The 22,497-nt window shown below is 29.8% G+C and carries 23 protein-coding genes; 18 read left to right on the top strand and 5 right to left on the bottom strand.

Annotation, left to right across the window (positions count from 1 at the left end):
• Positions 1–12: 12 nt before the first annotated feature.
• From KDK92_RS01890 to cls, 3 genes are all read right to left on the bottom strand, one after another.
• On the bottom strand, positions 13–357 hold the full coding sequence (locus KDK92_RS01890) for a P-II family nitrogen regulator (RefSeq protein ID WP_250857340.1): 345 nt from the start codon (positions 355–357) through the stop codon (positions 13–15).
• An 11-nt stretch (positions 358–368) separates the two neighbouring features.
• Entirely contained in the window at positions 369–1,991 is a 1,623-nt protein-coding gene (locus KDK92_RS01885) for a glycoside hydrolase family protein (RefSeq protein ID WP_250857339.1), read from the bottom strand.
• 65 nt (positions 1,992–2,056) lie between these two features.
• Positions 2,057–3,499, bottom strand: coding sequence for a cardiolipin synthase (gene cls, locus KDK92_RS01880; protein WP_250857338.1), 1,443 nt, complete (start codon positions 3,497–3,499; stop codon positions 2,057–2,059).
• Positions 3,500–3,715: 216 nt separating this feature from the next.
• On the opposite strand from cls, the gene KDK92_RS01875 reads away from it, so the two are divergent.
• Positions 3,716–4,534, top strand: coding sequence for a YihY/virulence factor BrkB family protein (locus KDK92_RS01875; RefSeq protein WP_250857337.1), 819 nt, complete (start codon positions 3,716–3,718; stop codon positions 4,532–4,534).
• A gap of 250 nt (positions 4,535–4,784) precedes the next feature.
• On the opposite strand, the gene KDK92_RS01870 is transcribed toward KDK92_RS01875, so the two are convergent.
• Entirely contained in the window at positions 4,785–4,982 is a 198-nt protein-coding gene (locus KDK92_RS01870; protein WP_250857336.1) for a hypothetical protein, read from the bottom strand.
• Positions 4,983–5,134: 152 nt separating this feature from the next.
• Between KDK92_RS01870 and KDK92_RS01865 the strand changes: the two genes are divergently transcribed.
• The 5 genes from KDK92_RS01865 to KDK92_RS01845 all read left to right on the top strand — a co-directional run bounded on the left by KDK92_RS01865 (position 5,135) and on the right by KDK92_RS01845 (position 9,051).
• Positions 5,135–5,485 (top strand): single-stranded DNA-binding protein, encoded by a 351-nt coding sequence (locus KDK92_RS01865; protein WP_250857335.1) that lies wholly within the window; start codon positions 5,135–5,137, stop codon positions 5,483–5,485.
• A 359-nt stretch (positions 5,486–5,844) separates the two neighbouring features.
• On the top strand, positions 5,845–6,315 hold the full coding sequence (locus KDK92_RS01860; RefSeq protein WP_250857334.1) for a COG2426 family protein: 471 nt from the start codon (positions 5,845–5,847) through the stop codon (positions 6,313–6,315).
• A gap of 333 nt (positions 6,316–6,648) precedes the next feature.
• Positions 6,649–6,963 (top strand): DUF6514 family protein, encoded by a 315-nt coding sequence (locus KDK92_RS01855; protein ID WP_250857333.1) that lies wholly within the window; start codon positions 6,649–6,651, stop codon positions 6,961–6,963.
• Between the two features lie 224 nt (positions 6,964–7,187).
• Positions 7,188–7,595: a holo-ACP synthase gene (gene acpS / locus KDK92_RS01850; RefSeq protein WP_250857332.1), complete on the top strand. Its 408-nt coding sequence runs from the start codon at positions 7,188–7,190 to the stop codon at positions 7,593–7,595.
• Positions 7,558–9,051 (top strand): NAD(P)H-hydrate dehydratase, encoded by a 1,494-nt coding sequence (locus KDK92_RS01845; protein ID WP_250857331.1) that lies wholly within the window; start codon positions 7,558–7,560, stop codon positions 9,049–9,051. Before acpS ends, KDK92_RS01845 begins: the two co-directional genes overlap by 38 nt.
• A gap of 412 nt (positions 9,052–9,463) precedes the next feature.
• Here the strand turns inward: KDK92_RS01845 and KDK92_RS01840 are convergent, their stop codons facing one another.
• On the bottom strand, positions 9,464–9,910 hold the full coding sequence (locus tag KDK92_RS01840) for a hypothetical protein (RefSeq protein WP_250857330.1): 447 nt from the start codon (positions 9,908–9,910) through the stop codon (positions 9,464–9,466).
• A gap of 881 nt (positions 9,911–10,791) precedes the next feature.
• Here KDK92_RS01840 and KDK92_RS01835 point away from each other — a divergent pair.
• From KDK92_RS01835 to uvrB, 12 genes are all read left to right on the top strand, one after another.
• On the top strand, positions 10,792–11,415 hold the full coding sequence (locus KDK92_RS01835) for a germination lipoprotein GerS-related protein (protein WP_250857329.1): 624 nt from the start codon (positions 10,792–10,794) through the stop codon (positions 11,413–11,415).
• Positions 11,416–11,436: 21 nt separating this feature from the next.
• Entirely contained in the window at positions 11,437–12,594 is a 1,158-nt protein-coding gene (gene alr, locus KDK92_RS01830) for an alanine racemase (RefSeq protein ID WP_250857328.1), read from the top strand.
• 135 nt (positions 12,595–12,729) lie between these two features.
• Positions 12,730–13,053, top strand: a complete 324-nt coding sequence (locus KDK92_RS01825; protein ID WP_250857327.1) for a CopG family transcriptional regulator — start codon at positions 12,730–12,732, stop codon at positions 13,051–13,053.
• Complete coding sequence (locus KDK92_RS01820; RefSeq protein WP_250857326.1) at positions 13,010–13,360, top strand: type II toxin-antitoxin system PemK/MazF family toxin; 351 nt, start codon at positions 13,010–13,012, stop codon at positions 13,358–13,360. The genes KDK92_RS01825 and KDK92_RS01820 overlap by 44 nt, the downstream gene beginning before the upstream one ends.
• 314 nt (positions 13,361–13,674) lie before the next feature.
• Positions 13,675–14,499: a transketolase gene (locus tag KDK92_RS01815; RefSeq protein WP_250857325.1), complete on the top strand. Its 825-nt coding sequence runs from the start codon at positions 13,675–13,677 to the stop codon at positions 14,497–14,499.
• Positions 14,499–15,440, top strand: a complete 942-nt coding sequence (locus KDK92_RS01810; protein ID WP_276575856.1) for a transketolase family protein — start codon at positions 14,499–14,501, stop codon at positions 15,438–15,440. Before KDK92_RS01815 ends, KDK92_RS01810 begins: the two co-directional genes overlap by 1 nt.
• A gap of 111 nt (positions 15,441–15,551) precedes the next feature.
• Positions 15,552–15,914: a hypothetical protein gene (locus KDK92_RS01805; RefSeq protein ID WP_250857324.1), complete on the top strand. Its 363-nt coding sequence runs from the start codon at positions 15,552–15,554 to the stop codon at positions 15,912–15,914.
• Positions 15,915–16,157: 243 nt separating this feature from the next.
• Complete coding sequence (gene ftsE, locus KDK92_RS01800; protein WP_250857323.1) at positions 16,158–16,844, top strand: cell division ATP-binding protein FtsE; 687 nt, start codon at positions 16,158–16,160, stop codon at positions 16,842–16,844.
• Positions 16,834–17,730: a permease-like cell division protein FtsX gene (gene ftsX / locus KDK92_RS01795; protein ID WP_250857322.1), complete on the top strand. Its 897-nt coding sequence runs from the start codon at positions 16,834–16,836 to the stop codon at positions 17,728–17,730. The genes ftsE and ftsX overlap by 11 nt, the downstream gene beginning before the upstream one ends.
• Positions 17,731–17,790: 60 nt before the next feature.
• Positions 17,791–19,116 (top strand): S41 family peptidase, encoded by a 1,326-nt coding sequence (locus KDK92_RS01790; protein WP_250857321.1) that lies wholly within the window; start codon positions 17,791–17,793, stop codon positions 19,114–19,116.
• 5 nt (positions 19,117–19,121) lie between these two features.
• A complete protein-coding gene (locus tag KDK92_RS01785) occupies positions 19,122–20,402 on the top strand; it encodes a PDZ domain-containing protein (RefSeq protein ID WP_250857320.1) in 1,281 nt (426 codons plus the stop codon).
• A 109-nt stretch (positions 20,403–20,511) separates the two neighbouring features.
• Positions 20,512–22,491 carry an excinuclease ABC subunit UvrB gene (uvrB, locus tag KDK92_RS01780; protein ID WP_250857319.1) on the top strand — a complete coding sequence of 660 codons (1,980 nt, stop codon included), beginning with the start codon at positions 20,512–20,514 and terminating at the stop codon, positions 22,489–22,491.
• The last annotated feature ends 6 nt before the right edge of the window (positions 22,492–22,497 follow it).

Genomic DNA, 22,497 nt, shown 5'->3' with positions numbered 1-22,497 from the left:
ATCGAAATTCATTTAATCTACATTTATCCCTTCCCAGAAGGAAACAGGAACTGTGAAAACAATACCTACATCAGGTTTAGAAAGATCACCAACAACATTTTTAATTGCAGACATTGCTGTTTGTACTTGGTCATCTTTTATCACTGTAAATATAGTTTTATTGAAAGGGCGTTGTTCATTCATTAGCATTCTCAAGGAACCGAAAATAGGTAATTCATTTGGCTTAGCGTGGTTAATTACTTTAGCCATTCCAGTACTATCAATAATTGTTGCTCCGTGTACTCCATTGCTTTCAAACTCATTTAAAATATGTTCTAAATGACTTACATTATTTAGAACCATAATCAACATTTGCATGTGAATTCCTCCTAATCAATAAATTTAATCTCTTTATCTTTAGATTCTAATAAATACTCAAAGTAATACCATTTCTCTAAGCTATCAACACCATTGAGCAGTTTAAGCTTAGTAGGTATGAGAGCCGGTTCCCCAATTTGTGTGTTAACATTAAAAAGTAAAACACCATGGGCACCTTTTTCATAAAGTTCTATAGCTCGTAATAAATAATCACTTACAGATAAGTATTCGTTGTTGATACCAAATAATCCTTTATTTTGATATGATTTTTCACTGTTAATATCAAGGTCTTCTCCACCTAAATTAGAGGTTATACTAGGATACAATTTAACAGAAGAATCTTTAACCATTTCTACAAAAGGAGTGATATCAAAGAACTCTTCATATTTTAAACTTGTTGGGGATATGTAATCAACATAAGCTTCTGAAATCCAAAGTGGCACATCTAAATCATAATTTGTATAGTTATATGGGAATCTAACCATTATTTTTATATCATCAGGAACCTCTTCTCTTATGGTCTTAACAAATTCCGAAAGTATTTTTTTTCGTGCATTACGGTTTAATAATTCATATCCAAAGAAATTTGGTGTTCTTGAAAAATCCAGAGTTATTCCTTTAGGATGAAATTTCTCTGTGGATTCAAGAATTATGTTTAACAAGTATTCCCGATAATCCTCATAGTAAAAACTAATCTTATGATTGAACTTTTGTGTTTTACTGCTAAAATCATTATATATGTTTCCATTTAAGAACCCTCTATAATCGTTAGGGAGAAATGAATTCATTCTGAAGGTTAAAAATAAATCAAAAGTTTTTTCAGAAGAACTAATAATTTTAATAGGATCACCATAGGTGTTGTATAGATTCATAAAGTCATTGTAGGCTGTAATATCGCCTACCCTTACAGCGTTTTTATATTTATTAAAACTACCATAGGGTTCTCCAGCATAAGAACTATTATAAAATGGGAAAAAGGTAGTTCCTACGCAATAATTAAGAATGTTCACTGATAAATTCTCATATTGTTCAATAGTGTTATATTTAAACATATTATAAGACGAGTTTTCTCCTTGAAAGAAATCAGTATAAAGATCATTATCAAATAAAAAATTTTTATTATTTGATTCAGGCGCTAACCACTGAGTGTATTCTTCATCTGTAAGTTTTAATAATCTCAAATTAACTAGTTTTGCATTTGGAGAATTAAATATGATTTCAATTTTATCCTCATTATCAAGTGAAATATTTGATATAAATAACTCCTTTAATGTATTCTTATTACGATTTCTTGAAAAAAATTCAGTTCTTGGATCAACAATAAATTTATTATTTGTAGTAGAAACAATAAATTCGCTACTGTCTCCAATAATTGATACATAAATTCCGTAGTTACCTTTAAAATCTATTGGAATTGAAATTGAACCTTCACCAGTAGAGACAATGTATTGAGATATTTTATTATCTATAATCCCATAATTTTGAGAAAGGAAATCTTTATCATTAAAATAATACCATTCATCAAAATTGTAGTCTGTTATTGTGTTGTTAATTGAATATGCTAAATGTGAATTATTAAAGCATATCAATACAAGAAATATTGTAAAAATTAAAAAGCGATGTATATATTTCATAATTATCTCCTAACAAAATAAAGATAAGCTAGTTATAACTAGCTTATCTTTATTATATAGCATTTTTATAAAATAGGTGATAATAATCTACTAATTGATTCCTTGAATTTAATAAGAGCACTTCTTGATTTGTAAACATCAGGAGTAAGTTCTTTACAATCACTGATATCTGCATAAAAAACATCTCTTAATTCCATTGATATATCTTTGTTATATATAAAGGCGTTTACTTCAAAATTCAATCTAAATGATCGAATGTCCATATTTGCAGTTCCTACTGAACATACTTTATTATCTACTACTACGGTTTTAGCATGAAGGAATCCCTTTTCGTATGTATATATTTTTGCACCAGCACGGATTAATTCGCCTGCATTATGATAACTAGCCCAATAAACAAACGGATGATCAGGTTTATTAGGAATCATTATTCGAACATCTACCCCGGATAATGATGCGATTTTTAATGATTCTTTTATACAATCATCTAGGACTAAATAAGGGGTTTGAATAAGTATGCATTCTTTTGCATCTTGTATCATTTTAACGTAACCAAATTTAATCTCTTCTAATTCTGTATCAGGACCACTAGATACAATTTGCATACCAATATCGCCTTTAGAAACTGAGGAACTGAGATATTTCTCAATTAATACATCTGTTTCACCTGATGAATATCTCCAATCTAATAAAAACCTTAAATGCAAAGTAACTATAGCTTCACCAGTGATTTTTATATGGGTATCTCTCCAATAACCAAATTTTTTACTCTTACCCAGATATTCATCACCAATATTGAATCCACCTACATAACCAATTGTATTGTCAATTACAACTATTTTACGGTGGTTTCTATAATTTATTCTATAATTAACTATATATAGTAATGATGGAAAGAAAATTGCATATTTACCCCCTGCATCTATTAAAGGTTTAAGATGCCTTTTTCTTAAGGTTCTGGATCCTAATTGATCATACAATAATCTTACTTCAACACCTTCTTTTGCTTTTTCAACTAAAGCGTTAAGGATTTTCTTACCTAAGTCATCGTTCTTTATAATATAATAGCCGATGTGTATGAATTTTTTAGCGTTTTTAATTTCCTTTAGAAGATCATCAAATTTACTAATCCCATCTGTGAAAATTTCAACTGTATTATCTTCTGTTAAGGGGGAATTACCATTATTGAAATTCAACTTCATTAAATCTTCATAATATTTCATATCATCGCTATTAAATGATTTATTATGTTTAATTAGTTTTTCATTTTCAAGTAAATATTCTTTAATTACCCTATCTTCATGTTTTTTTAATCTGAATATTTTTTCTCGGCTTAAATTTTGTCCAAAAGTTAAATATAATATAAATCCAAAACCAGGTACAAAATAGAAAATCATCAACCAAGCTAGAGTTGTACTGACATTTCTTCTTTCAAAAAATATTAATATTAATGCAAAAATAAAATTAATAAAAGGTAAAAATGTTACAATCCATTTAAATAATTCCATAAATTCACCTTCTTGTCTGAGATATTTATTGAGAATCAACTTATTTATAACATTATTTTACTTTAAAATAAACAAAATATCAAAAAAATTAATAATTAGTTAATAAAAGCTTCAATGATAAACCTTTATTTAAATGTTTAAGAAGATTGATTTGTAGAAAATATGGATAAGCTAATACAAAAATGATAAATCAACAAATCAAATCTGGAGGGAACTATGAATTTTATAAGCAAAATAGTAGCACTAATAAAAAAAATATTAGATGATCAAATTTCAAAAGTAGCAGCTGTGTTATCATATTTTTCATTGTTATCTTTTTTCCCATTTATGATTTTTCTTTTAACTCTTGTTAGTTATAGTAAAATTAGCGTGGAATCTATACTTCAAGAATTTGGTAAGTACTTGCCTGAAAGCGCTTATGAACTAGTACAATCAGTAATAATTGATACTTTTCAAAATAGTAATCAAAATTTGTTATCATTTGGTATATTATTTGCTTTATATGCGGGTTCAGGAGGAATAAGAGCAATTATGGATGGTTTAAATACTGCTTATAACGTTAAAGAAAATAGAAATATTATATATATCTTTTTTATCTCAATTATTTATACTATAGCATTAGCTGTAATAATAATATTTAGTTTTACATTAATAATCTTTGGAGAAGTTATAGGGAATACTGTTATTAATTGGTTTGATGGACTTGGAAATTTCAAATATTTTTGGGATTTCTATAGAATGGCATTTACGTTATTTTTAATTTTCAGTGTCTTCGTGGGAATGTATTGTACTTTCCCAGCGAGAAAATTAAAGATTATAAAAGTCATTCCAGGTGCATTATTTACAACTTTAGGATGGTTTATATCATCTTTAGGATTTTCTTTTTATGTTAATAATTTTGCGAATTATTCTAAAGTGTATGGAAGTTTAGGAGCAGTTATTATATTAATGACTTGGATTTACATAACTTCGATGATGATTTTGATTGGAGGAGAGCTTAATGCTTTTTTAAATGAAAAAATCGAAAAAGCATAATGGATAATGGATAATGTAGAATGGAGAATGATGGACATTTCACTCCGTGAAATTTTAATTTTGTTGTTCCTTGGATAATATAGGTTTACTCGTTTCATTTTTAATGAAACCTTGTACTTTGAATACAATATTTTATCTAAAAGATAAAATGAGTAAAAACCTCTTGTTTTAAAGAAAAATAAGATGTAGTTTCTGGGTAAGCAGAAACATCCATCATTATCCATTATCAATTATCAATTATACATTTGTTTTAGGGGTTTTCGTCGTTTAGTTCATTGTAAAAATTTCTAGACATAGAGTCAAACTGTGCTAGGTTGTGAGCAATAGTGTTCCAAGATTTTACAAGATTGCCTTGAGAATCATATGCTTCAAAAGTTCCTTTTGTTTCATTACTTTCGAAGTGAATAGAGGAAATATCTTTTGAATAAATTTTTCTGTTAATAAACAATTTAATTAATCACCTCTTTCATTAAATATATACATCTATTTTAAGCAATAAATAATACTGATATTCAAAAAAAATGAGATTTTCACCATAAATGATTATAAAAAAGCAATATGGATATAATTCTAATATATTAAATTTATGGAGGTTTTATAATGAACAAAGTATTGTTATTGGGAAGAATTGTAAAAAAACCGGAAGTGAGATATACTTCTGAAAAAGAATTTCCTTATTTAAAGTTTGTTTTAGCAGTTAATCGCAAATATGTTAAGGCAACAGGTGAGCGTGATGCTGATTTTGTTCAGGTGGTATTGTGGGGTAAAAGATCGGAAAGTATTGTTGAATCTCTTTCAAGAGGTAGATTAGTTAATGTTATTGGTAAGTTGAGAACAGGAAACTATGAAAATAAAGAAGGAGTAAAACGATTCTTTGCTGAAGTTGAAGCTGAACAAATAAATTTCCTTGATACCAAAGAAAAAAGAGAAGAAGCTGAAGAAGTTTCTTAATCAGGCTTTTAAAAAGCCTGATTAAGGCTTTTTAAGCTACTTTAAATTTAAATAATGAAAATACAGCACCAGCAGGGTGCTTTTTACCCTCATTTCTCCATTATTTCCATTAATTGCTGTTTGTTGTTAAAATATAGATTAGGTGATAAGATAATATGTGAAGTCATTCAGTTGATGAAATTTGAAGGAACTAGATAATAGATTTGTTAAATATACTTAAGGGATATTCAAAAAAATAACTAGTCATAGGTCTTAAGGATTATGTATGCATCAAAATCTTCGGAGCATCTTTTGCTTGTTATTTATTTTTATACGCTTAATTAAATTGTATTAATAAATCTATGATTCGGGAGGAAAAAATGAAAGAACTATTGATAATGTTAATAATGTCAGCGACTCCAATTATTGAACAGAGGGGTTCTATTCCTTATGGGTTATTAAGTACTAATATAGACCCATTTGTTGTTTTTTTAGTTAGTTATTTAGGGAGCCTATTACCAGTTCCATTTATTTTATTACTATTTAATAAGATATTTGATCTTTTAGGAAGATTTAAATGTTTTAGGGGTTTTTATAACTTTATTCAGAGAAAGCTTGATAAGAATAGAGGAAAATTTGAAAAATATGAAGAACTTGCTTTAATAATATTTATTGCAATTCCGTTACCAACTACAGGAGTATGGACAGGAACTGCTGTTGCAAGTTTTTTAAATCTTGATAAAAAGAAATCATTTGTTTGTGCAGCAGTTGGCGCGTTTATTTCAGCAGTTGTAATAACAATTGTATTTACGCTTTTCCCTTCAATGATAAAATATTTATTAATAAATTAATAAATAATACTGTAACTTGCGAAGATTATTGTGAAAAAGTTGTGGAAATATTAAAATTAGATGGTTTTAAGAAAAAAACATCATCTACGAAATTCAAATAATTGAATGGTTAAAATGACAAAAAAGCGCAATAATCACGCGGTAATACCAGTAACTGGTAGGGGAATGTAAAAAAAATAATATTTATAGTTATAATAATATATAAACTGTCGTAATTTATAGAAAAGTTTTTAGTACAAGCATATAAATTATGACAGTTTTTTTTTATATCAACTGATATTATAAATATATAAAGTAAATGTACAGGGGGCTAATTTTAGGGGGAGGTTTAACATGAAGATAATATTGAGTAAAGAAAAGAGCGTAGAAGATGAAGGACTTAGAAGAGATTATTGTTACAGGATTGTAGAAGTTGAAGGTAGAAAAGGAATAGTAAAAAATAAAATGTTCTATGGTATAGAAATAGAACGAAGAGATTTCATAAACGGAGAACTTGTAAATATTGAAAGAGATGGGGAAGAGTTGATAAGTTCAGACCGTGATAAGGTTCTAAATATATTTAATAAAGCTTACACATATTTAATATCACCAATACACTTCATAGAAATTTTTAGTAATGAAATTGATGAATTGAGATTTAATTTGTAAGAGGTATTAACCTCTTATTTTTTTTCTATGCGAATTACAAAATTTTCCTATTAGTTATCAGTTGTAGGTCATGGAATATGAAAGTAATACAAGGGAGAAGCATACCTTTTGCATGCTATTTTCAAAAAAAATACATATTAATTTTTTTTAACATTTCATGTTTATGTATTATAATAAGATATAGATATAAAAATAACTATTGTTACTTATAAAGGAGGATAAATGTGGTAAAAGGAATTGGAACTGATATTATTGAGATAGATAGAATTGAAAAAGCTCTTAATAGAGAAGCTTTTTTAACTAAAATGTTTCACAATAGAGAAATAGAATATTTTAAAATGAGAAATATGAAACCAGAATTTATCGCTGGAAGGTTTGCGGCTAAGGAAGCAATAGTAAAAGCGTTAGGCACTGGATTTAGAGGAATAAAATTTAAAGATATTATAGTAGATAGGAACTCTTTGGGAAAACCTATAGTTGTATTAAAAGGTGAGGCAGAAAAAATTGCTTCAAAATATGGTGATTATGCTATTCATATTAGTATATCCCATGGAAGGGATAATGCCATCGCGTATGCTATTTGGGAGGTAAAAAATGAAAGTTTCAAAGGGAGAATTAATCAGGGAAATTGATAAATATTCCATAGAGAAATTAGGAATACCTAGTATTATACTTATGGAGAATGCCGCATTAGGGGTTGTAAAACATTTGATGTTGAATGAAAAGGAGTATTATGTAGTTATATGTGGAAGAGGAAATAATGGAGGAGATGCGCTTGCTGTTACTAGGCACCTTATTGCTGCTGGTAAGAAAGTAAGTGTATTTTCAATAGGGTTGAATCCTATGAGTAAAGATTGTGGAGTAAATCATGATATCTTATGTAATATGGGAGTGAAAATTACAAATATAAGTAATGTTGAAGATATTGAATTTTTGAGAGATTCTATTATAAGAAGTGATGTTGTTGTAGATGGTATATTTGGAATAGGATTGAAGCGAGAAGTTAGAGGTGTGTATGACCTAGCAATAACAGTGATTAATGAAACTTCAAAGAAAACTATATCAATAGATGTGCCATCGGGATTCAGTGGTGATACTGGTGAAGTTTTTGGGAATTGTATTAAAGCCAGTAAAACTATTACTTTTGAGACATATAAAAGGGGATTTTTGAATTATGGAAGCCATGAATATACTGGTGAAGTAGTGATAGAAAAGATTGGCATACCTGATTTTGTGGTAGATAAATATCATAATAAGGAATTTTTCTTAGAGAGAAAATTTATTCAAAAGAAGACAAAAGAAAGAGCTCTATATTCTCATAAAGGAAATTATGGTCATGTTATGGTAATAGCAGGATCAGAAGGTATGACAGGAGCATCAACTATAGCGACTAAGGCAGCAGTTAAATCTGGGGCAGGACTAACTACACTCATAAGTTGTGAAGACGCTTTGCAAGCAGTTAGAAATTTTGTTCCTGAGGCAATGTGGAAAAAAAATGATGATAGTCAAGGTATTGAAACCTTGATGGGAAAAGTAAATAGTATTGCTATAGGACCTGGTTTAGGAAAGTCAAATGAAACTTTAAATAATGTAAAAAGAGTTTTGAAGAATACTGATGGTACAATTGTTATAGATGCAGATGCTATAAATGTGCTTGAAGGAAAAACTAATCTCTTAAAAGAAGCTAAGGGTAATGTTATTATTACACCTCATCCAGGAGAGATGGCAAGATTGACTGGTATGGAAATAAAAAAAATTCAAAGTGATAGAATTGAAATAGCTAAGGAATTTGCAAGAGAATATGGAGTAATAGTTGTTTTAAAAGGCTATAATACCATAATAACTAATGGAGAGGTTAGTTATATAAATCCAACAGGGAATGGTGCTATGGCAAATGGTGGAATGGGTGATTGCTTAACAGGAATAATTGCTTCATTGTGTGCCCAAGGATATTCACCTATGGATGCTTCATGTATAGGGGTTTATGCACATGGTGAGTGTGGAGATAAAGTATCAGAACATAAATTTGTTGTTACAGCTACGGATATTATAGATAATATTTCAAAAACAATAAAAGAACTCACTTAAAAGCACGCCCTAAATTAATGGATAATGGAAAATGTAGAATGGAGAATGATGGACATTTCTCTTCGAGAAATTTTAATTATATTGTTCATTGGACAATAGGGTGATACTCGTTTCATAATAAATGAAACATTGTATTATAGTATAATAAAGGTTGGAGACTAATATTATTTGTCACCAACCTTTTGATTTTTATAAGCGATTTAATATACTATTTCAAAAATAAATAAATGGCTATGTTTTAAAATAGTGTTGATGATATGATGCTTTAAAAGGAAACTTTCAGTGGATTCTTTAATTGGTATTTATAGTAAAGTGTTGTTTGGGTTTTTTATGCATTAAACTCTTTTTTTGTCTTAATTGATTACGTGATTATTAGTTTCTATATCGTAACATAAGAAATACTGTGCATTAACTATATCGATAAATTTTTATTGTCCTTATAAAAACTTGTAATGATTGAGTATCCAAGCGTCATTTGAAAAACTGGCATAAATACTGAACCATTTCTTAACAATACAACAATGGGATATGCTATAACATCGCGAATAATTGGGGTATCCATGTAGTAAATAGCAATACCAAATGAAAAGTATAATGATGGTATTCCCATAAATATTATTTTGGGCCAATTGATCATCCACTTCCCTTTTTTCTTTATTTCAGAAAGTAAATGCTCTAAACCAAAAAACAACCCAATGCTTCCATAAAAACTAATATACATAGCAGTATTATAAAATGTGTAAAAATTAAACCTTTGATTATTTTTTCTAATAATTTCAAAAACGTGTTGTCCCCAAAACACTATTATAAGAATTAGACAAGTATAACCAAAATATTTTATCCACGATTTTACTTTCATAAATAATTCCCTCCATAGTCTAAAACTAATTTACAATATCTTACTATTCTAAATTTGAAAATATTCTTTTTTGCCTCACAATACAAATATGTTTTGCTTTAACTGTCTCATATTTATTAGATTATACAAAATTTTGAAAATTATTTCAAATATTTAACATATACAATGAATGCATACTTTCACCAACAAACTTAAAAGTAGCCAAATAAATAAAGTTACTTCTTAAGGTTAGTACATTTAATAATTTTAATAAGTTAAATTCTTACTAAAAACAATGGAGTTTTAATATTAGAAACACAATATTTTATCTAAAGATAAAATGAGTAAAACCCCCTTGTTCTAAAGAACAATAAGATGTAGTTTCAACGTAAGCAGAAACATCCATCGTTCTCAACTCTCCACTTTCCACTCTCAACTCTTTTAAACCACGCGTAGCGTGATTTAAAAGAACAGTCCACACATCATGAAAAATTCAATGTTCATGGTTATTGTGGTATTTATTTTTATAATATAAAATTTACATGCAGCAGTTAAGGCATATTCAAATAAATAACAAGTCAGTTATACAGAAAGAAATTATCATTTATATCTTGATATAGAAAAAGTGTTGAACCTTCACTATTTTCTATATCAAGAATCATAAGGTGAATTTCTTTCTGTATGCTAGTCTATTTTGTGGATTACTTGATCCTTGGAACTTACTGATAGAACTGCTATCAGCGGAACCCAACTCTTCGTACTCCGCAAAATATCCGTTGCATCTTTGACTTGTTATTTATTTACATACGCCTAAAAGAGATTTTCTTATTTCATCATATATTTGTACTTAAGATAATAAGAATAGTAATATAAAGAAAAGCAATTTTATGGAGGAGTTGAAAATGAGAAGGTTTATTCTAGGATCTATAACAATGTGTATTATTCTGCTGAGTTTAATATCTTGTGATAAAAGTGAGGATCCAAATAAAACTATAGAGTACATAAAGGGTTTAAAGACTTATGAATGTACGGCAAAGCTTGAAATTATAAATGACGTTCAGAAAAAAGAATATGATATTTATCAGTTATTTAAGAAAGATACAGGGAGTTATATAAAGATTAATGAGGACAGGCAAATATGGTTACTTCCTAATAAAATAATCGATAATGATATTAAACATAAGAGAATGACAATTCAAAGTAGAATCTATGATAATAATATTTACGAATTAACTTTTTTAGATAAATATATTGAAAAGTTGTATTGTGATGAAAAAATTAAAACTAAATATGCTGATGAAGAAGGAAAACGGTACCTATTAGTTGAATTAATACTATGCAGCAATAATCGTAATTTAGATAAGGCTGTGATATACATAAACACTGAAGATGGAAATCCGAATAGGATTCAGGTTTATGATGGGGATAAAAAGGTTAGAATGAAAATCACTTACAGTAAATTCGAGGGGAATGCTGAGATAAGAGACGATTTTTTCGATACTAAAAGACTTCTTAACAGTGATTAACAGTAGGGGTGGGGAGGAAAAATGAGAAATATTAGACCAGTGTGGGCTGAAATTAATCTGGATAATTTGGCACATAATATGAGGGAAATTAGGCGTGTATCAAAAAGTAAAGAAATTATGGCCGTAGTCAAAGCTGATGCTTATGGTCATGGAGCACTTGATACTGCACCAATTCTTTTGAAAAACGGCGCTGATAAATTAGCAGTAGCAATAGCAGATGAGGGTAGAGAGCTAAGAGAAGGTGGAATTAAAGCTCCTATACTTGTTTTAGGTTGGACTACGCAAGATCAAGTAAAAGATATTGTAGAGTATGACTTAGAATGTACAGTATTGAGTTATGAATTTGCAAAAGCTTTGTCAAATGAGGCTAAAAGAAGAGGGAAAATTGCGAAAATTCACATAAAAGTTGATAGTGGAATGGGGAGAATCGGATTTTTACCAACAGAAGAAAGTATTGAGGAAATATCTCAAATTTCAAAATTGACAAACATAGTAATGGAAGGACTATTTTCGCATTTTTCTGATGCAGACAATGAAAAGAAAGAATATTCAGAAATGCAAAACAAAAGATATAGATATTTCATAGAAAAATTAAAAGAGAAAGAAATATTTTTCAACACAAAACATATTGGGAATAGCGCTGCAATAATTGACCTTCCAGAATATCATTATGATATGGTTAGACCAGGTATAATTTTATATGGATATTATCCATCTGATGAAGTAAGAAAAGATAAAATTGATCTTAAACCTGTATTAAGTTTAAAAGCAAAAATAGCTAATATTAAAAAAGTAGAAAAAAATGAGTATATTGGATATGGTAGAAAGTATCAATGTGATGGTGAATCAATAATAGGTACTTTGCCAATAGGATATGCTGATGGATATTCTAGGATGCTATCAGGGTTTGCTAAAGCAATTGTAAGTGGTAAAATTGTACCAGTAGTGGGACGGATTTGTATGGATCAATGTATGATTGACTTGACTCAGATTGATAATGTAAATATTGGAGATGAAGTAATATTAATTGGAGAAGATGGGAACAATAAACTTAATGCAGATTATATTGCTTCTGGTTTAAATACTATAAGCTATGAAGTACTTTGCATGATAGGGAAAAGAGTTCCAAGAGTATATGTCGAAAATAGTAAAGTGATGAAAATAAGGAAATATGTGTGAACGAAATCATCCTTTTGTTAAAAAAATATTTATAAATACGACAAATGCTTTGACATATTGACAAAAGTTGAAATATAATATACTTAGGTTTATACATATTTATGCTTCGGCTAAATAGGAGGTAGAGGAAATATAATGTCTCAAAATAAGAAATTAGTAGTTAACCTCTCGGAAACACTTTATAATGAATTTAATGAAGCACTTAAGCTAGACAGTAAAAAAAGAAATGAATTTATAAAAGAAGCTATAATATTATATATTGAAGAGAAGAAAAAAATAGCACAAACTGAAAAGATGAAGACTGGATATTTAGATATGGCAAATATTAATCTAGAACTTTGTGAATGGGGTATAAATAATTATAGCTTAGAGTTAAATGAATACGAGACTCAGCTTTCGGAGTGTGATATGCCTAATGACAACGACAATAGTGAAACGAGGAGATATATTTTATGCTGATTTAAGTCCTGTTGTTGGTTCAGAGCAAGGCGGTATTAGACCAGTTATTATAATTCAGAACGACGTTGGAAATAAATATAGTCCAACTGTAATAATTTCAGCGATTACTTCCCAAATCAATAAGGCTAAGTTACCAACACATGTGGAAATATCATCAGAGGAATATGGATTGAATAAAGATTCTGTAGTTTTGTTGGAGCAGATTAGAACACTTGATAAAAGAAGACTGAAAGAAAAAATTGGTCACATGACAGATAATGATATGGCAAAAGTAGATGAAGCTTTGCTTATAAGTTTGGGACTTTAATGTAAAATAAGCGCACTTTTGTGCGCTTTCCTTATTTTATAAATATATGAATATTTTACATGTGAAAATTTATATGAAATAATATATCACATATAAAAATATTGTATTTAAGAAAAAACTTGCTATAATGTAAATGTGGATAAGAGTGATTCCGAAAAAGTAAAAATTTTTTTCGGATTATATAAATAAAAGAAATAAAATGAAAAAACTTTCAAACAAATATAAAATTACATAATCAATCAAATTCATTTTATTTCAGAGAACTACAAAATCATCACATTTTGTAGAATTTTTCTCGTATGGAGGCGGTATTTATGAAAAAAACATGTGAAGAATTACGTGAAGTAGCGAAAATTCTTAGAAAAGACATTGTAAAAATGCTTACTGAGTCAAAATCAGGGCATCCAGGGGGATCTTTATCAGCTGTTGAAATTATGACAACATTATATTTTGATGAGATGAATATAAATCCTGAAAATTGTTCAAATCCAGATAGGGATAGATTTGTATTATCAAAAGGGCATGCAGCACCTGTACTATATGCCGCTTTAGCTGAAAGAGGTTTTTTTGCGAAAGAAGAATTAATGAAGTTAAGAAAAACTGGAGCAATTCTACAAGGTCATCCAAATATGAATTACATACCTGGTGTTGATATGTCTACTGGTTCTTTAGGCCAAGGAATTTCTGCTGCTGTAGGAATGGCTTTAGCTGGAAAGTTAGATAATAAAGAGTATAGAGTATACACTCTTCTTGGAGATGGGGAATTAGGAGAAGGTCAAGTTTGGGAAGCTACAATGTGTGCTTCGCATTATAAATTAAATAATTTAACAGCATTTGTAGATTTTAATGGTTTACAAATTGATGGAGATATTACAAAAGTAATGAATTCTCTACCTATCGATGAGAAATTCGAAGCATTTGGGTGGAATGTTATATGTATAGATGGACATGACATAGAGGCTATAAAAAATGCTATTAATGAAGCTAAAAATGTTAAAGATAAACCTACTGTTGTAGTATGTAAGACTATAAAAGGTAAGGGTGTTTCTTTTATGGAAAATCAAGCTGGATGGCATGGTGCTGCACCATCTAAAGAACAGTGCGAGCAAGCTTTAGCTGAAATCGGAGGTGACAAATAATGAAGAAGATTGCTACTAGAGAAGCATACGGAAATACTCTTGCTGAAATTGGAAAGCAAAATGAGAATATAGTTGTTTTAGATGCAGACTTATCAAAATCAACTAAGACTGCTGTGTTTAAAGGAGAATGTCCTGAAAGATTCTTAAATATGGGAATAGCAGAAGGAAACATGATGACTGTAGCAGCGGGATTAGCAACTTGTGGTAAAATACCATTCGCTAGTACATTTGCAATTTTTGCTGCTGGTAGAGCTTTCGAACAAATTAGAAACAGTATTGCCTATCCAAAATTAAATGTTAAAGTATGTGCTACACATGCTGGTATAACAGTTGGTGAAGATGGAGCATCTCATCAAGCTATAGAGGATATTTCATTAATGAGAAGTATACCTAACATGGTTGTTATCTGTCCTAGTGATGCTGTGGAAGCAAGTGCTGCTGTTAAAGCTGTTGCTGAATACAATGGACCATGTTATGTAAGATTAGGTAGATTAGGTGTTAATGTAATTAACGATAATCAAGAATATAAATTTGAAATGGGTAAAGCTGTTAAATTAAGAGAAGGAAACGAAGTGGCTATTATTGCTACTGGAATGATGGTTGACGCAGCATTAGAGGCTTATAATATACTTGCAGAAGAAGGAATTAAAGCAAGAGTTATAAATATCCATACAATAAAGCCTATTGATGAAGATGCAATCGCAGCAGCTGCTAGAGATTGTGGTGTTATTGTTACAGCTGAGGAGCATAGTGTAATTGGTGGTTTAGGATCAGCAGTTGCAGAAGTTGTAACTTCTACATATCCTGTACCTGTACTTAGAGTTGGTGTTAAGGATACATTTGGAGAAAGTGGTTCTCCTGTAGAATTATTAGAAAAATATGGATTAACTGCGGATGAAATAGTTAAGGCTGTTAAAAAAGGATTAGAGTTAAGAAAATAATTTTATAAAATGTTAACAAAGAGTAAGCTTTCATTAGCTTACTCTTTATTTTTATATGTGATATAATTAGTTACATGAATATTAATTTATTACTTGAGTGGAGTGAGAGACGTGAATGAAAAAATTTATGATGTTTTTACTTGTGTAAAAATAGCTAGCTTGATTTTTTTACCTATAGCATTATTAGGGGCAGTTGTTGGAGTGATTTTGGGAATCTCAAAATCCGCATTATCAGTAGGAGATATATTATCATGGATATTTTATATTGGTGTATGGATATCATCCTTTGGATTATTTATTGCAGCTGTTGCATTTGTAAAACCAAAACATATGAGAGATTTAAATCATCAAAAAGAGTGGAGAAAACACTTCTATAAAATGAATTTAGTTGGAGTTATATTTACAGTTTGTTTTGTTCAATATATTTATTTGGCAATTATTGATGTATTGAGATATTATATGTTTACAGTTTAGAATTATAGTATAATATTTTCAATATATATACAAATAGGTGAAAAGGTAGAACACATTATTTTTATTCTGATTTACATATTCAGAGTTTCAATAACTTGAGCGCGTATAACGCGCCTTTTTTATGTTATAATATATGTGATAAATATTGAAAAAAATATTAACAAATCTAAAATTTATAAATAATTGTGTTATAATTAGGAATAAATATAGACATTTATGATTCATGTTTGAGGGGAGATTAGAATGATAGAGTTCAGAAATGTAACTAAAATTTATGATAACAACGTGTTAGCTCTTTCTAATGTAAATGTTAAAATAGATAGAGGTGATTTTGTATTTATGGTTGGACCAAGTGGTTCAGGAAAATCAACTTTTATAAAACTATTGACGAAAGAGGTTGAAACAACAACAGGTAGAATACTTGTGAATAAAAAGGATATAACAAGATTGCCACATCAAAAGATACCGTATTATAGGAGGAAAGTTGGAGTTGTGTTTCAGGACTTTAAGTTAATACCATCCTTAAACGTATATGAAAATGTTGCATTTGCAATGAGAGTAATAGAAGAATCCCATAAAGATATTAGAAAGAAGGTTCCTATGGTTTTATCTCTGGTAGGTCTTTCAAAAAAATATAAGGCTTTTCCTAATGAACTTTCAGGAGGGGAGCAGCAGAGAGTTGCAATAGCAAGAGCTATCGTTAATAACCCGTCTCTTTTAATTGCGGACGAGCCAACTGGGAATTTAGATCCGGAGACTGCATTGGAAATTATGGAAATATTGAACGATATTAATAGGTCTGGTACCACTATCGTGATGGCTACTCATGCTAAAAATATTGTAGATATTATGAAAAAAAGAGTAATAGCTATAGAAAAAGGTGTTATTGCTAGAGATGAGAGAAGGGGGAGGTATCATTATGAAGATTAATACTTTGAGATATTTTACAACAGATGCCTCTAAAAGTTTGTCTAGAAACAAAACCCTGACATTTGCATCTATAGCCACGGTTACTACAACATTACTGATATTTGGTTTGTTTTTGATGGTTGCTTTGAATGTAAGGATGTTTATGGATCAGATTGGATCAACTTTAGAAGTTAGGGTGGCTTTAGAAGATAATATAACAATTGAACAGAAAAATAAGTTAAAGGCTACAATTAAAAATAGTGATGGATTTAAAGAAATGAAAGAAATATCTAAGGCGGAAGGTAGAGACGCCTTTATAGAATCTCATGGTGAGGATGCTGAAGAAGCAAGAAAATTGTTTGAGGATTTTTTAGAGGTGAATCCTCTTCCTGTTGTTCTTGTAGTAAAGGCTGAAGATGGTTCGTACATAGATGGTATTGTGCAGAATATTAAAGGGTATGAGGGGATATATGATGTTACAACAGCAAAGGATGTAATAGAAAAGATAACTAAAATCATTAGTGTTATGAAGGTTTCAGCTATAGTAATTTTTGTATTATTATTTATTGTATCAATATTCCTTATTATGAACACAATAAAATTAACCGTTTACTCTAGAAAAAAAGAAATAAATATAATGAAATATGTTGGTGCTACGGATTGGTTTATAAGATGTCCTTTTATCATAGAAGGAATTATAATTGGATTAGTCGGAAGTGTTATTTCATTGGTAATTTTATATGGATTTTATATTTTGATATATGATATGTTGAAAAATATTCTATTTGTTTCTTTTGCTACACCTAATGTCATATTGAAGAGTATGGTGTGGCAGTTTATTTTAGGTGGAATTTTCATAGGAGCTTTTGGAAGTATTTTATCAATAAGAAGATTCTTGAAAGTTTAAGGTGTCTTTTAGTTGATATTATATTTAAGATACCTAAAAAAATTATATGAGGTGATATAAATGCAGGGTGGCAATTCCTTTGAACATGATGAAAAACATGGAAATGATCATGAGAGCTCAGAACAGTGGGTAAGAAAAAGCGATGTGAATAGAAAGTTTAGAAATATTATTGGAGTTGGAATAATAATTGTGATTCTCGCAAGTATTCTTTCTGTATATTTTGTCAATGGACTTACAATTTACATTGGAAAAAATGGAGTAGAGTTTAATGTTGGTAATGAGTTGGTAAAAGATGAAAAAGGAAATTCAAGTGAAATAGGCGAGAGGATAGATTTAATTTATAATAAAATCAATGAATATTATGATGGTGAAATTGATAATGAAAAGATTTTTGATGGAGCATATAAAGGAATGGTTGAAGCTCTTGGGGATCCCTATTCAGGCTATCTTAATAAAGAAGATTATACGAGATTAACACAGGAGACAAGTGGAAGTTATGTTGGACTTGGAATTACTGTGGGAGTGATAGAAGATAGAGTAGTTGTAATAAGTCCATTTAAAGATTCACCTGCGGATAAAGCCGGTTTATTACCAGGAGATATTATAAATAAAGTAAATAATATTGAAATAGGTAAAGAAATTGATAAAGCTGTTGGAATGATGAAAGGAAAAGAAGGCGGTAAAGTTACTTTGAATATAATAAGAGAAGGAACGGAACCCTTTGATATTGATATTATAAGAGCAGAAATTAAGTTAAAAACTGTAGGCGGAGAGATGATTGATGATAATATTGGTTATATTGGAATAACGATGTTCTCACAAACAACATCTGATGACTTTAAAAATAAATTGGAAGAATTAAAACAAGAAGGCGCAGAGGGATTAATTCTTGATTTAAGAGGAAATCCAGGAGGACTTGTGAGTGCTTGCACTGGAGTAGCATCGAATTTTATTCCCAAAGGGGATAAAATAGTATATACCGTAGATAAATATGGAAATGAAGAAGTTTACAAATCAAAAGGCGGAATAGGGGAAGATATCCCAATGGTAGTGCTTATAAATAAAGGATCTGCAAGTGCTTCAGAAATACTTAGTGGAGCTCTTAGGGATTATGAGAGAGCCACATTAATAGGAGAAAAAAGTTTTGGTAAGGGGATTGTTCAAACAATATTAAGTAGAACAATTGATGGATTTGGCGATGGAACAGCTTTAAAGCTAACTGTTTCTAAATATTATACTCCTAATGGAGAGAACATTCATAAAAAGGGTATAATGCCTGACATAGAAGTTGAATTAGATGAAGAAACATTCATAAGAGGGGAAAGAGATACCGATAATCAATTTCAAAAAGCTTTAGAAGTTATTAAAGGAAAGATAGAGGAATAAGGTACATGGATATAGTTTTTTACTCATTGAAAGCTATAAGCTATACCATAACTAACCCTGCTTTTCTAGTGATTTTATTCATATTGGGATTAGTACTGTATAGTAAAAATAGAAAAAGTAGAATTATTGAGAAGATGATTTTAGGAAGTGAACGACATAGTGCTTTAGAACTAACTTTGTCTCAAATTGTTTTGGGTATTCTAGGAGGAATAGGTGCAAGTGTTATATGCACCTATCTTGGGATTACATTTAAAGATGGTAGTGCTATAGTACTAATGTTTTTAATATCTGTGATACTTATGATGTTTAAACCAAGGTTTATTTGTTTTTCTTATTCAGGAGCAATCTTAGGGCTATTAAGTTTATTGAACATTTTAAGTAATGAATTTTTTTTGGTGAATAAGATAGATATTTTAGATATAAATATTGTTTCTTTAATTGCATTAGTGGGCGTATTGCACATGGTTGAAGGTTTTATTGTGGCTATAGATGGTCATAAAGGTGCTCTGCCGGTATTTACAAACAGAGATAACGTGACTATTGGAGGATTCGCTCTTAATAGGTATTATACAATCCCTATGGTTTTATTGGTTTTTATGTATAAAGAACAATATTACATTGGAGAAGAGATTGCTATTGGTAATTGGTGGCCTATTTTAAAAGGAACCTTGAATAATATGCAGCTTGAGAGTTTATTTTTATCCATGATACCTGTTGTAGCTGTGATAGGTTATAATAGTGTAACATTTACGAAAAGTAAAAGGAGTAAGAGTTTTATTTCAGGAAGTTTAATTTTTATGTTCGGGTTTATATTAGTTGGGATATCACAATTAATTATTGAATCATACTTTCTTCAACTAATAGCTATTATATTGATGCCTACACTTCATGAACTTATGATTAGGTATGAACGATATAAAGAGAAGAATGACAAGCCAAAGTTTTTTAATGAGAAATTAGGAATTAGGGTTTTAGAGGTTGGTAAAAATTCATTAGCAGATAAGATGGGTGTAAAAAGCGGAGATATTATTTTAACGGTTAATGGAGATGTAATTGAAGATGAAATTTCTTTTCCTAAGTTATTAAAAGAATGTGGAAGTAAAATTGTTTTGAAATTAAAAAGAAATGATGAGAAAATATTAGAGGTAGCTTATGAGCAAATAAGTAAAAGTGAACGGTTTGGAATCATATTTGTACCTAAAAAAGAATATCAAAATGTATCAAATACTAAATTTAAGGATATTATTAAAAATGTAATGGAAGATAAAAATAAAGACTCAAGGTAACTATTGGTTGCCTTGAGTTTTTAAAACTTATATTTGTTTTAGTTCTTGACATTATTAGAAATCAATACTAATATAGTATATAACGAACGTATGTTTACGGAGGGGGATTATGAATCAATTTAAGATAGTTTCAGAATATAAACCTAAAGGAGATCAGCCAAGAGCTATTGATGAACTGGTAAAAGGCGTAAACAATAGTGAGAAATTTCAAACTTTATTAGGAGTAACTGGATCTGGAAAGACATTTACAATGGCGAATGTTATTGAGAGAGTGCAAAAACCTACACTAGTTTTAGCACATAACAAAACATTAGCTGCACAGTTATGCTCTGAATTTAAAGAGTTTTTCCCTGATAGTTGTGTAGAATATTTTGTGTCCTACTATGACTATTATCAACCAGAAGCTTATATTCCACAAACGGATACATTTATTGAGAAAGATGCATCTGTAAATGATGAGATAGATAAACTTCGTCACTCAGCTACTTCGGCATTGCTTGAGAGAAGAGATGTTATTGTTGTAGCTTCTGTTTCTTGTATATATGGATTAGGTAATCCAGAGGAATATAAAAAGCTTTCTGTTTCTTTAAGAGAAGGAATGATAAAGGAAAGAAATGAAGTCATAAGGAAACTTGTAGATATTCAATACGAAAGAAATGATATTAACTTTGTCAGAGGAACTTTTAGAGTTAGAGGAGATGTGCTAGATATTTTTCCAGCTTCATCTTCAAGTAAGGCAATAAGGGTTGAGTTTTTTGGTGATGAGATAGAAAGAATAAGAGAGTTTGATGCTTTAACAGGAGATACAGTTGGGCGTTTGAAACATATTAGTATATTTCCTGCGTCTCACTTTGCAACTTCTAAAGAAAAGATAGAAAATGCTATCGCCCAGATTGAAGGTGACTTGAAAGATAGACTTATTGAGCTTGAGGGAGATGGATTTCTTTTAGAGGCTCAAAGACTTAAACAGAGAACAAGATTTGATGTAGAGATGATTAGAGAGATGGGATATTGCAGTGGTATAGAAAATTATTCCAGAATATTTGATGGAAGAGAACCAGGAACAGCACCACATACACTCATAGACTTCTTCCCAGACGATTTTCTTTTGTTTATTGATGAGAGCCATGTAACATTACCACAAGTTAGAGCAATGTATGGTGGAGATAGATCACGTAAAGAAAATTTAATTCAATATGGATTTAGATTGCCTTGTGCATTTGATAATAGACCACTTAAATTTAATGAGTTTGAGAAAAAACTTAATCAAACGATATTTGTAAGTGCTACACCAGGAGAATACGAGAATACACATTCAAAACAGACTGCTGAACAAATAATTAGACCAACTGGGTTACTTGATCCAATTATTGAAGTTGTTGAAACTAAAGGACAGATTGATCATCTTTATGGTTCCATAAGAGAAACTATCGATAAAGGGTTTAGAGTTCTTATTACTACTTTAACTAAGAAAATGTCTGAAGATTTGACAAAATATCTAAAGGAGATGGGAGTGAAAACAAATTATCTTCATTCAGACATTAAGACAATTGAACGAATGAAGATAATTAAAGAACTTAGAATGGGTAAGTATGATGTTCTAGTTGGAATTAACCTTTTGAGAGAAGGATTGGATATTCCAGAAGTAGCCTTAGTTACAATACTAGATGCTGATAAGCAAGGGTTTCTGAGATCGGAGACGGCGTTGGTACAAACAATAGGAAGAGCTGCAAGGAATTCGGAAAGTAAGGTTATAATGTATGCAGACAACAGAAGTAAGGCTATGAATGCAGCTATCCAGGAAACTGAAAGAAGAAGAACCATACAGATGAAATATAATGAGGAGCACAACATAACTCCTAAAACTATAAATAAAGATATAAGAGATGTTATTGAAGTTACTGTTGCTGAAGAAGTTGAAGAGTATTCAGCTTCACACAAGGATTCAATATTCACAACAGAAGAGTTGTTACTGAATATAAAAACACTTGAAAAAGAAATGATGGATGCTGCTCAAAATTTAGAATTCGAGAAAGCAGCTGAGTTAAGAGATAAAATTGAGGAAATGAAGAGTAAAATAGAAGAATAAAGGAGA

The organism is Oceanirhabdus seepicola (assembly GCF_023684385.1).
In the GTDB taxonomy this organism is placed as follows: domain Bacteria; phylum Bacillota; class Clostridia; order Clostridiales; family Clostridiaceae; genus Oceanirhabdus; species Oceanirhabdus seepicola.
Note: the sequence above shows the minus strand (reverse complement) of the source record. Positions and strands in the feature narration are given on the sequence as shown.

Excerpts from the sequence above, each read along its gene's own strand:
- alr (WP_250857328.1), top strand. The coding sequence starts at position 11,437 with ATGAGAAATATTAGACCAGTGTGGGCTGAAATTAATCTGGATAATTTG.
- KDK92_RS01855 (WP_250857333.1), top strand. The coding sequence starts at position 6,649 with ATGAAGATAATATTGAGTAAAGAAAAGAGCGTAGAAGATGAAGGACTT.
- KDK92_RS01810 (WP_276575856.1), top strand. The coding sequence starts at position 14,499 with ATGAAGAAGATTGCTACTAGAGAAGCATACGGAAATACTCTTGCTGAA.
- KDK92_RS01835 (WP_250857329.1), top strand. The coding sequence starts at position 10,792 with ATGAGAAGGTTTATTCTAGGATCTATAACAATGTGTATTATTCTGCTG.
- KDK92_RS01885 (WP_250857339.1), bottom strand. The coding sequence starts at position 1,991 with ATGAAATATATACATCGCTTTTTAATTTTTACAATATTTCTTGTATTG.
- KDK92_RS01820 (WP_250857326.1), top strand. The coding sequence starts at position 13,010 with ATGACAACGACAATAGTGAAACGAGGAGATATATTTTATGCTGATTTA.
- KDK92_RS01785 (WP_250857320.1), top strand. The coding sequence starts at position 19,122 with ATGGATATAGTTTTTTACTCATTGAAAGCTATAAGCTATACCATAACT.
- uvrB (WP_250857319.1), top strand. The coding sequence starts at position 20,512 with ATGAATCAATTTAAGATAGTTTCAGAATATAAACCTAAAGGAGATCAG.
- ftsX (WP_250857322.1), top strand. The coding sequence starts at position 16,834 with ATGAAGATTAATACTTTGAGATATTTTACAACAGATGCCTCTAAAAGT.
- KDK92_RS01865 (WP_250857335.1), top strand. The coding sequence starts at position 5,135 with ATGAACAAAGTATTGTTATTGGGAAGAATTGTAAAAAAACCGGAAGTG.
- KDK92_RS01875 (WP_250857337.1), top strand. The coding sequence starts at position 3,716 with ATGAATTTTATAAGCAAAATAGTAGCACTAATAAAAAAAATATTAGAT.
- KDK92_RS01825 (WP_250857327.1), top strand. The coding sequence starts at position 12,730 with ATGTCTCAAAATAAGAAATTAGTAGTTAACCTCTCGGAAACACTTTAT.
- KDK92_RS01815 (WP_250857325.1), top strand. The coding sequence starts at position 13,675 with ATGAAAAAAACATGTGAAGAATTACGTGAAGTAGCGAAAATTCTTAGA.
- KDK92_RS01840 (WP_250857330.1), bottom strand. The coding sequence starts at position 9,910 with ATGAAAGTAAAATCGTGGATAAAATATTTTGGTTATACTTGTCTAATT.
- KDK92_RS01790 (WP_250857321.1), top strand. The coding sequence starts at position 17,791 with ATGCAGGGTGGCAATTCCTTTGAACATGATGAAAAACATGGAAATGAT.
- KDK92_RS01845 (WP_250857331.1), top strand. The coding sequence starts at position 7,558 with ATGAAAGTTTCAAAGGGAGAATTAATCAGGGAAATTGATAAATATTCC.
- cls (WP_250857338.1), bottom strand. The coding sequence starts at position 3,499 with ATGGAATTATTTAAATGGATTGTAACATTTTTACCTTTTATTAATTTT.
- ftsE (WP_250857323.1), top strand. The coding sequence starts at position 16,158 with ATGATAGAGTTCAGAAATGTAACTAAAATTTATGATAACAACGTGTTA.
- KDK92_RS01860 (WP_250857334.1), top strand. The coding sequence starts at position 5,845 with ATGAAAGAACTATTGATAATGTTAATAATGTCAGCGACTCCAATTATT.
- KDK92_RS01890 (WP_250857340.1), bottom strand. The coding sequence starts at position 357 with ATGCAAATGTTGATTATGGTTCTAAATAATGTAAGTCATTTAGAACAT.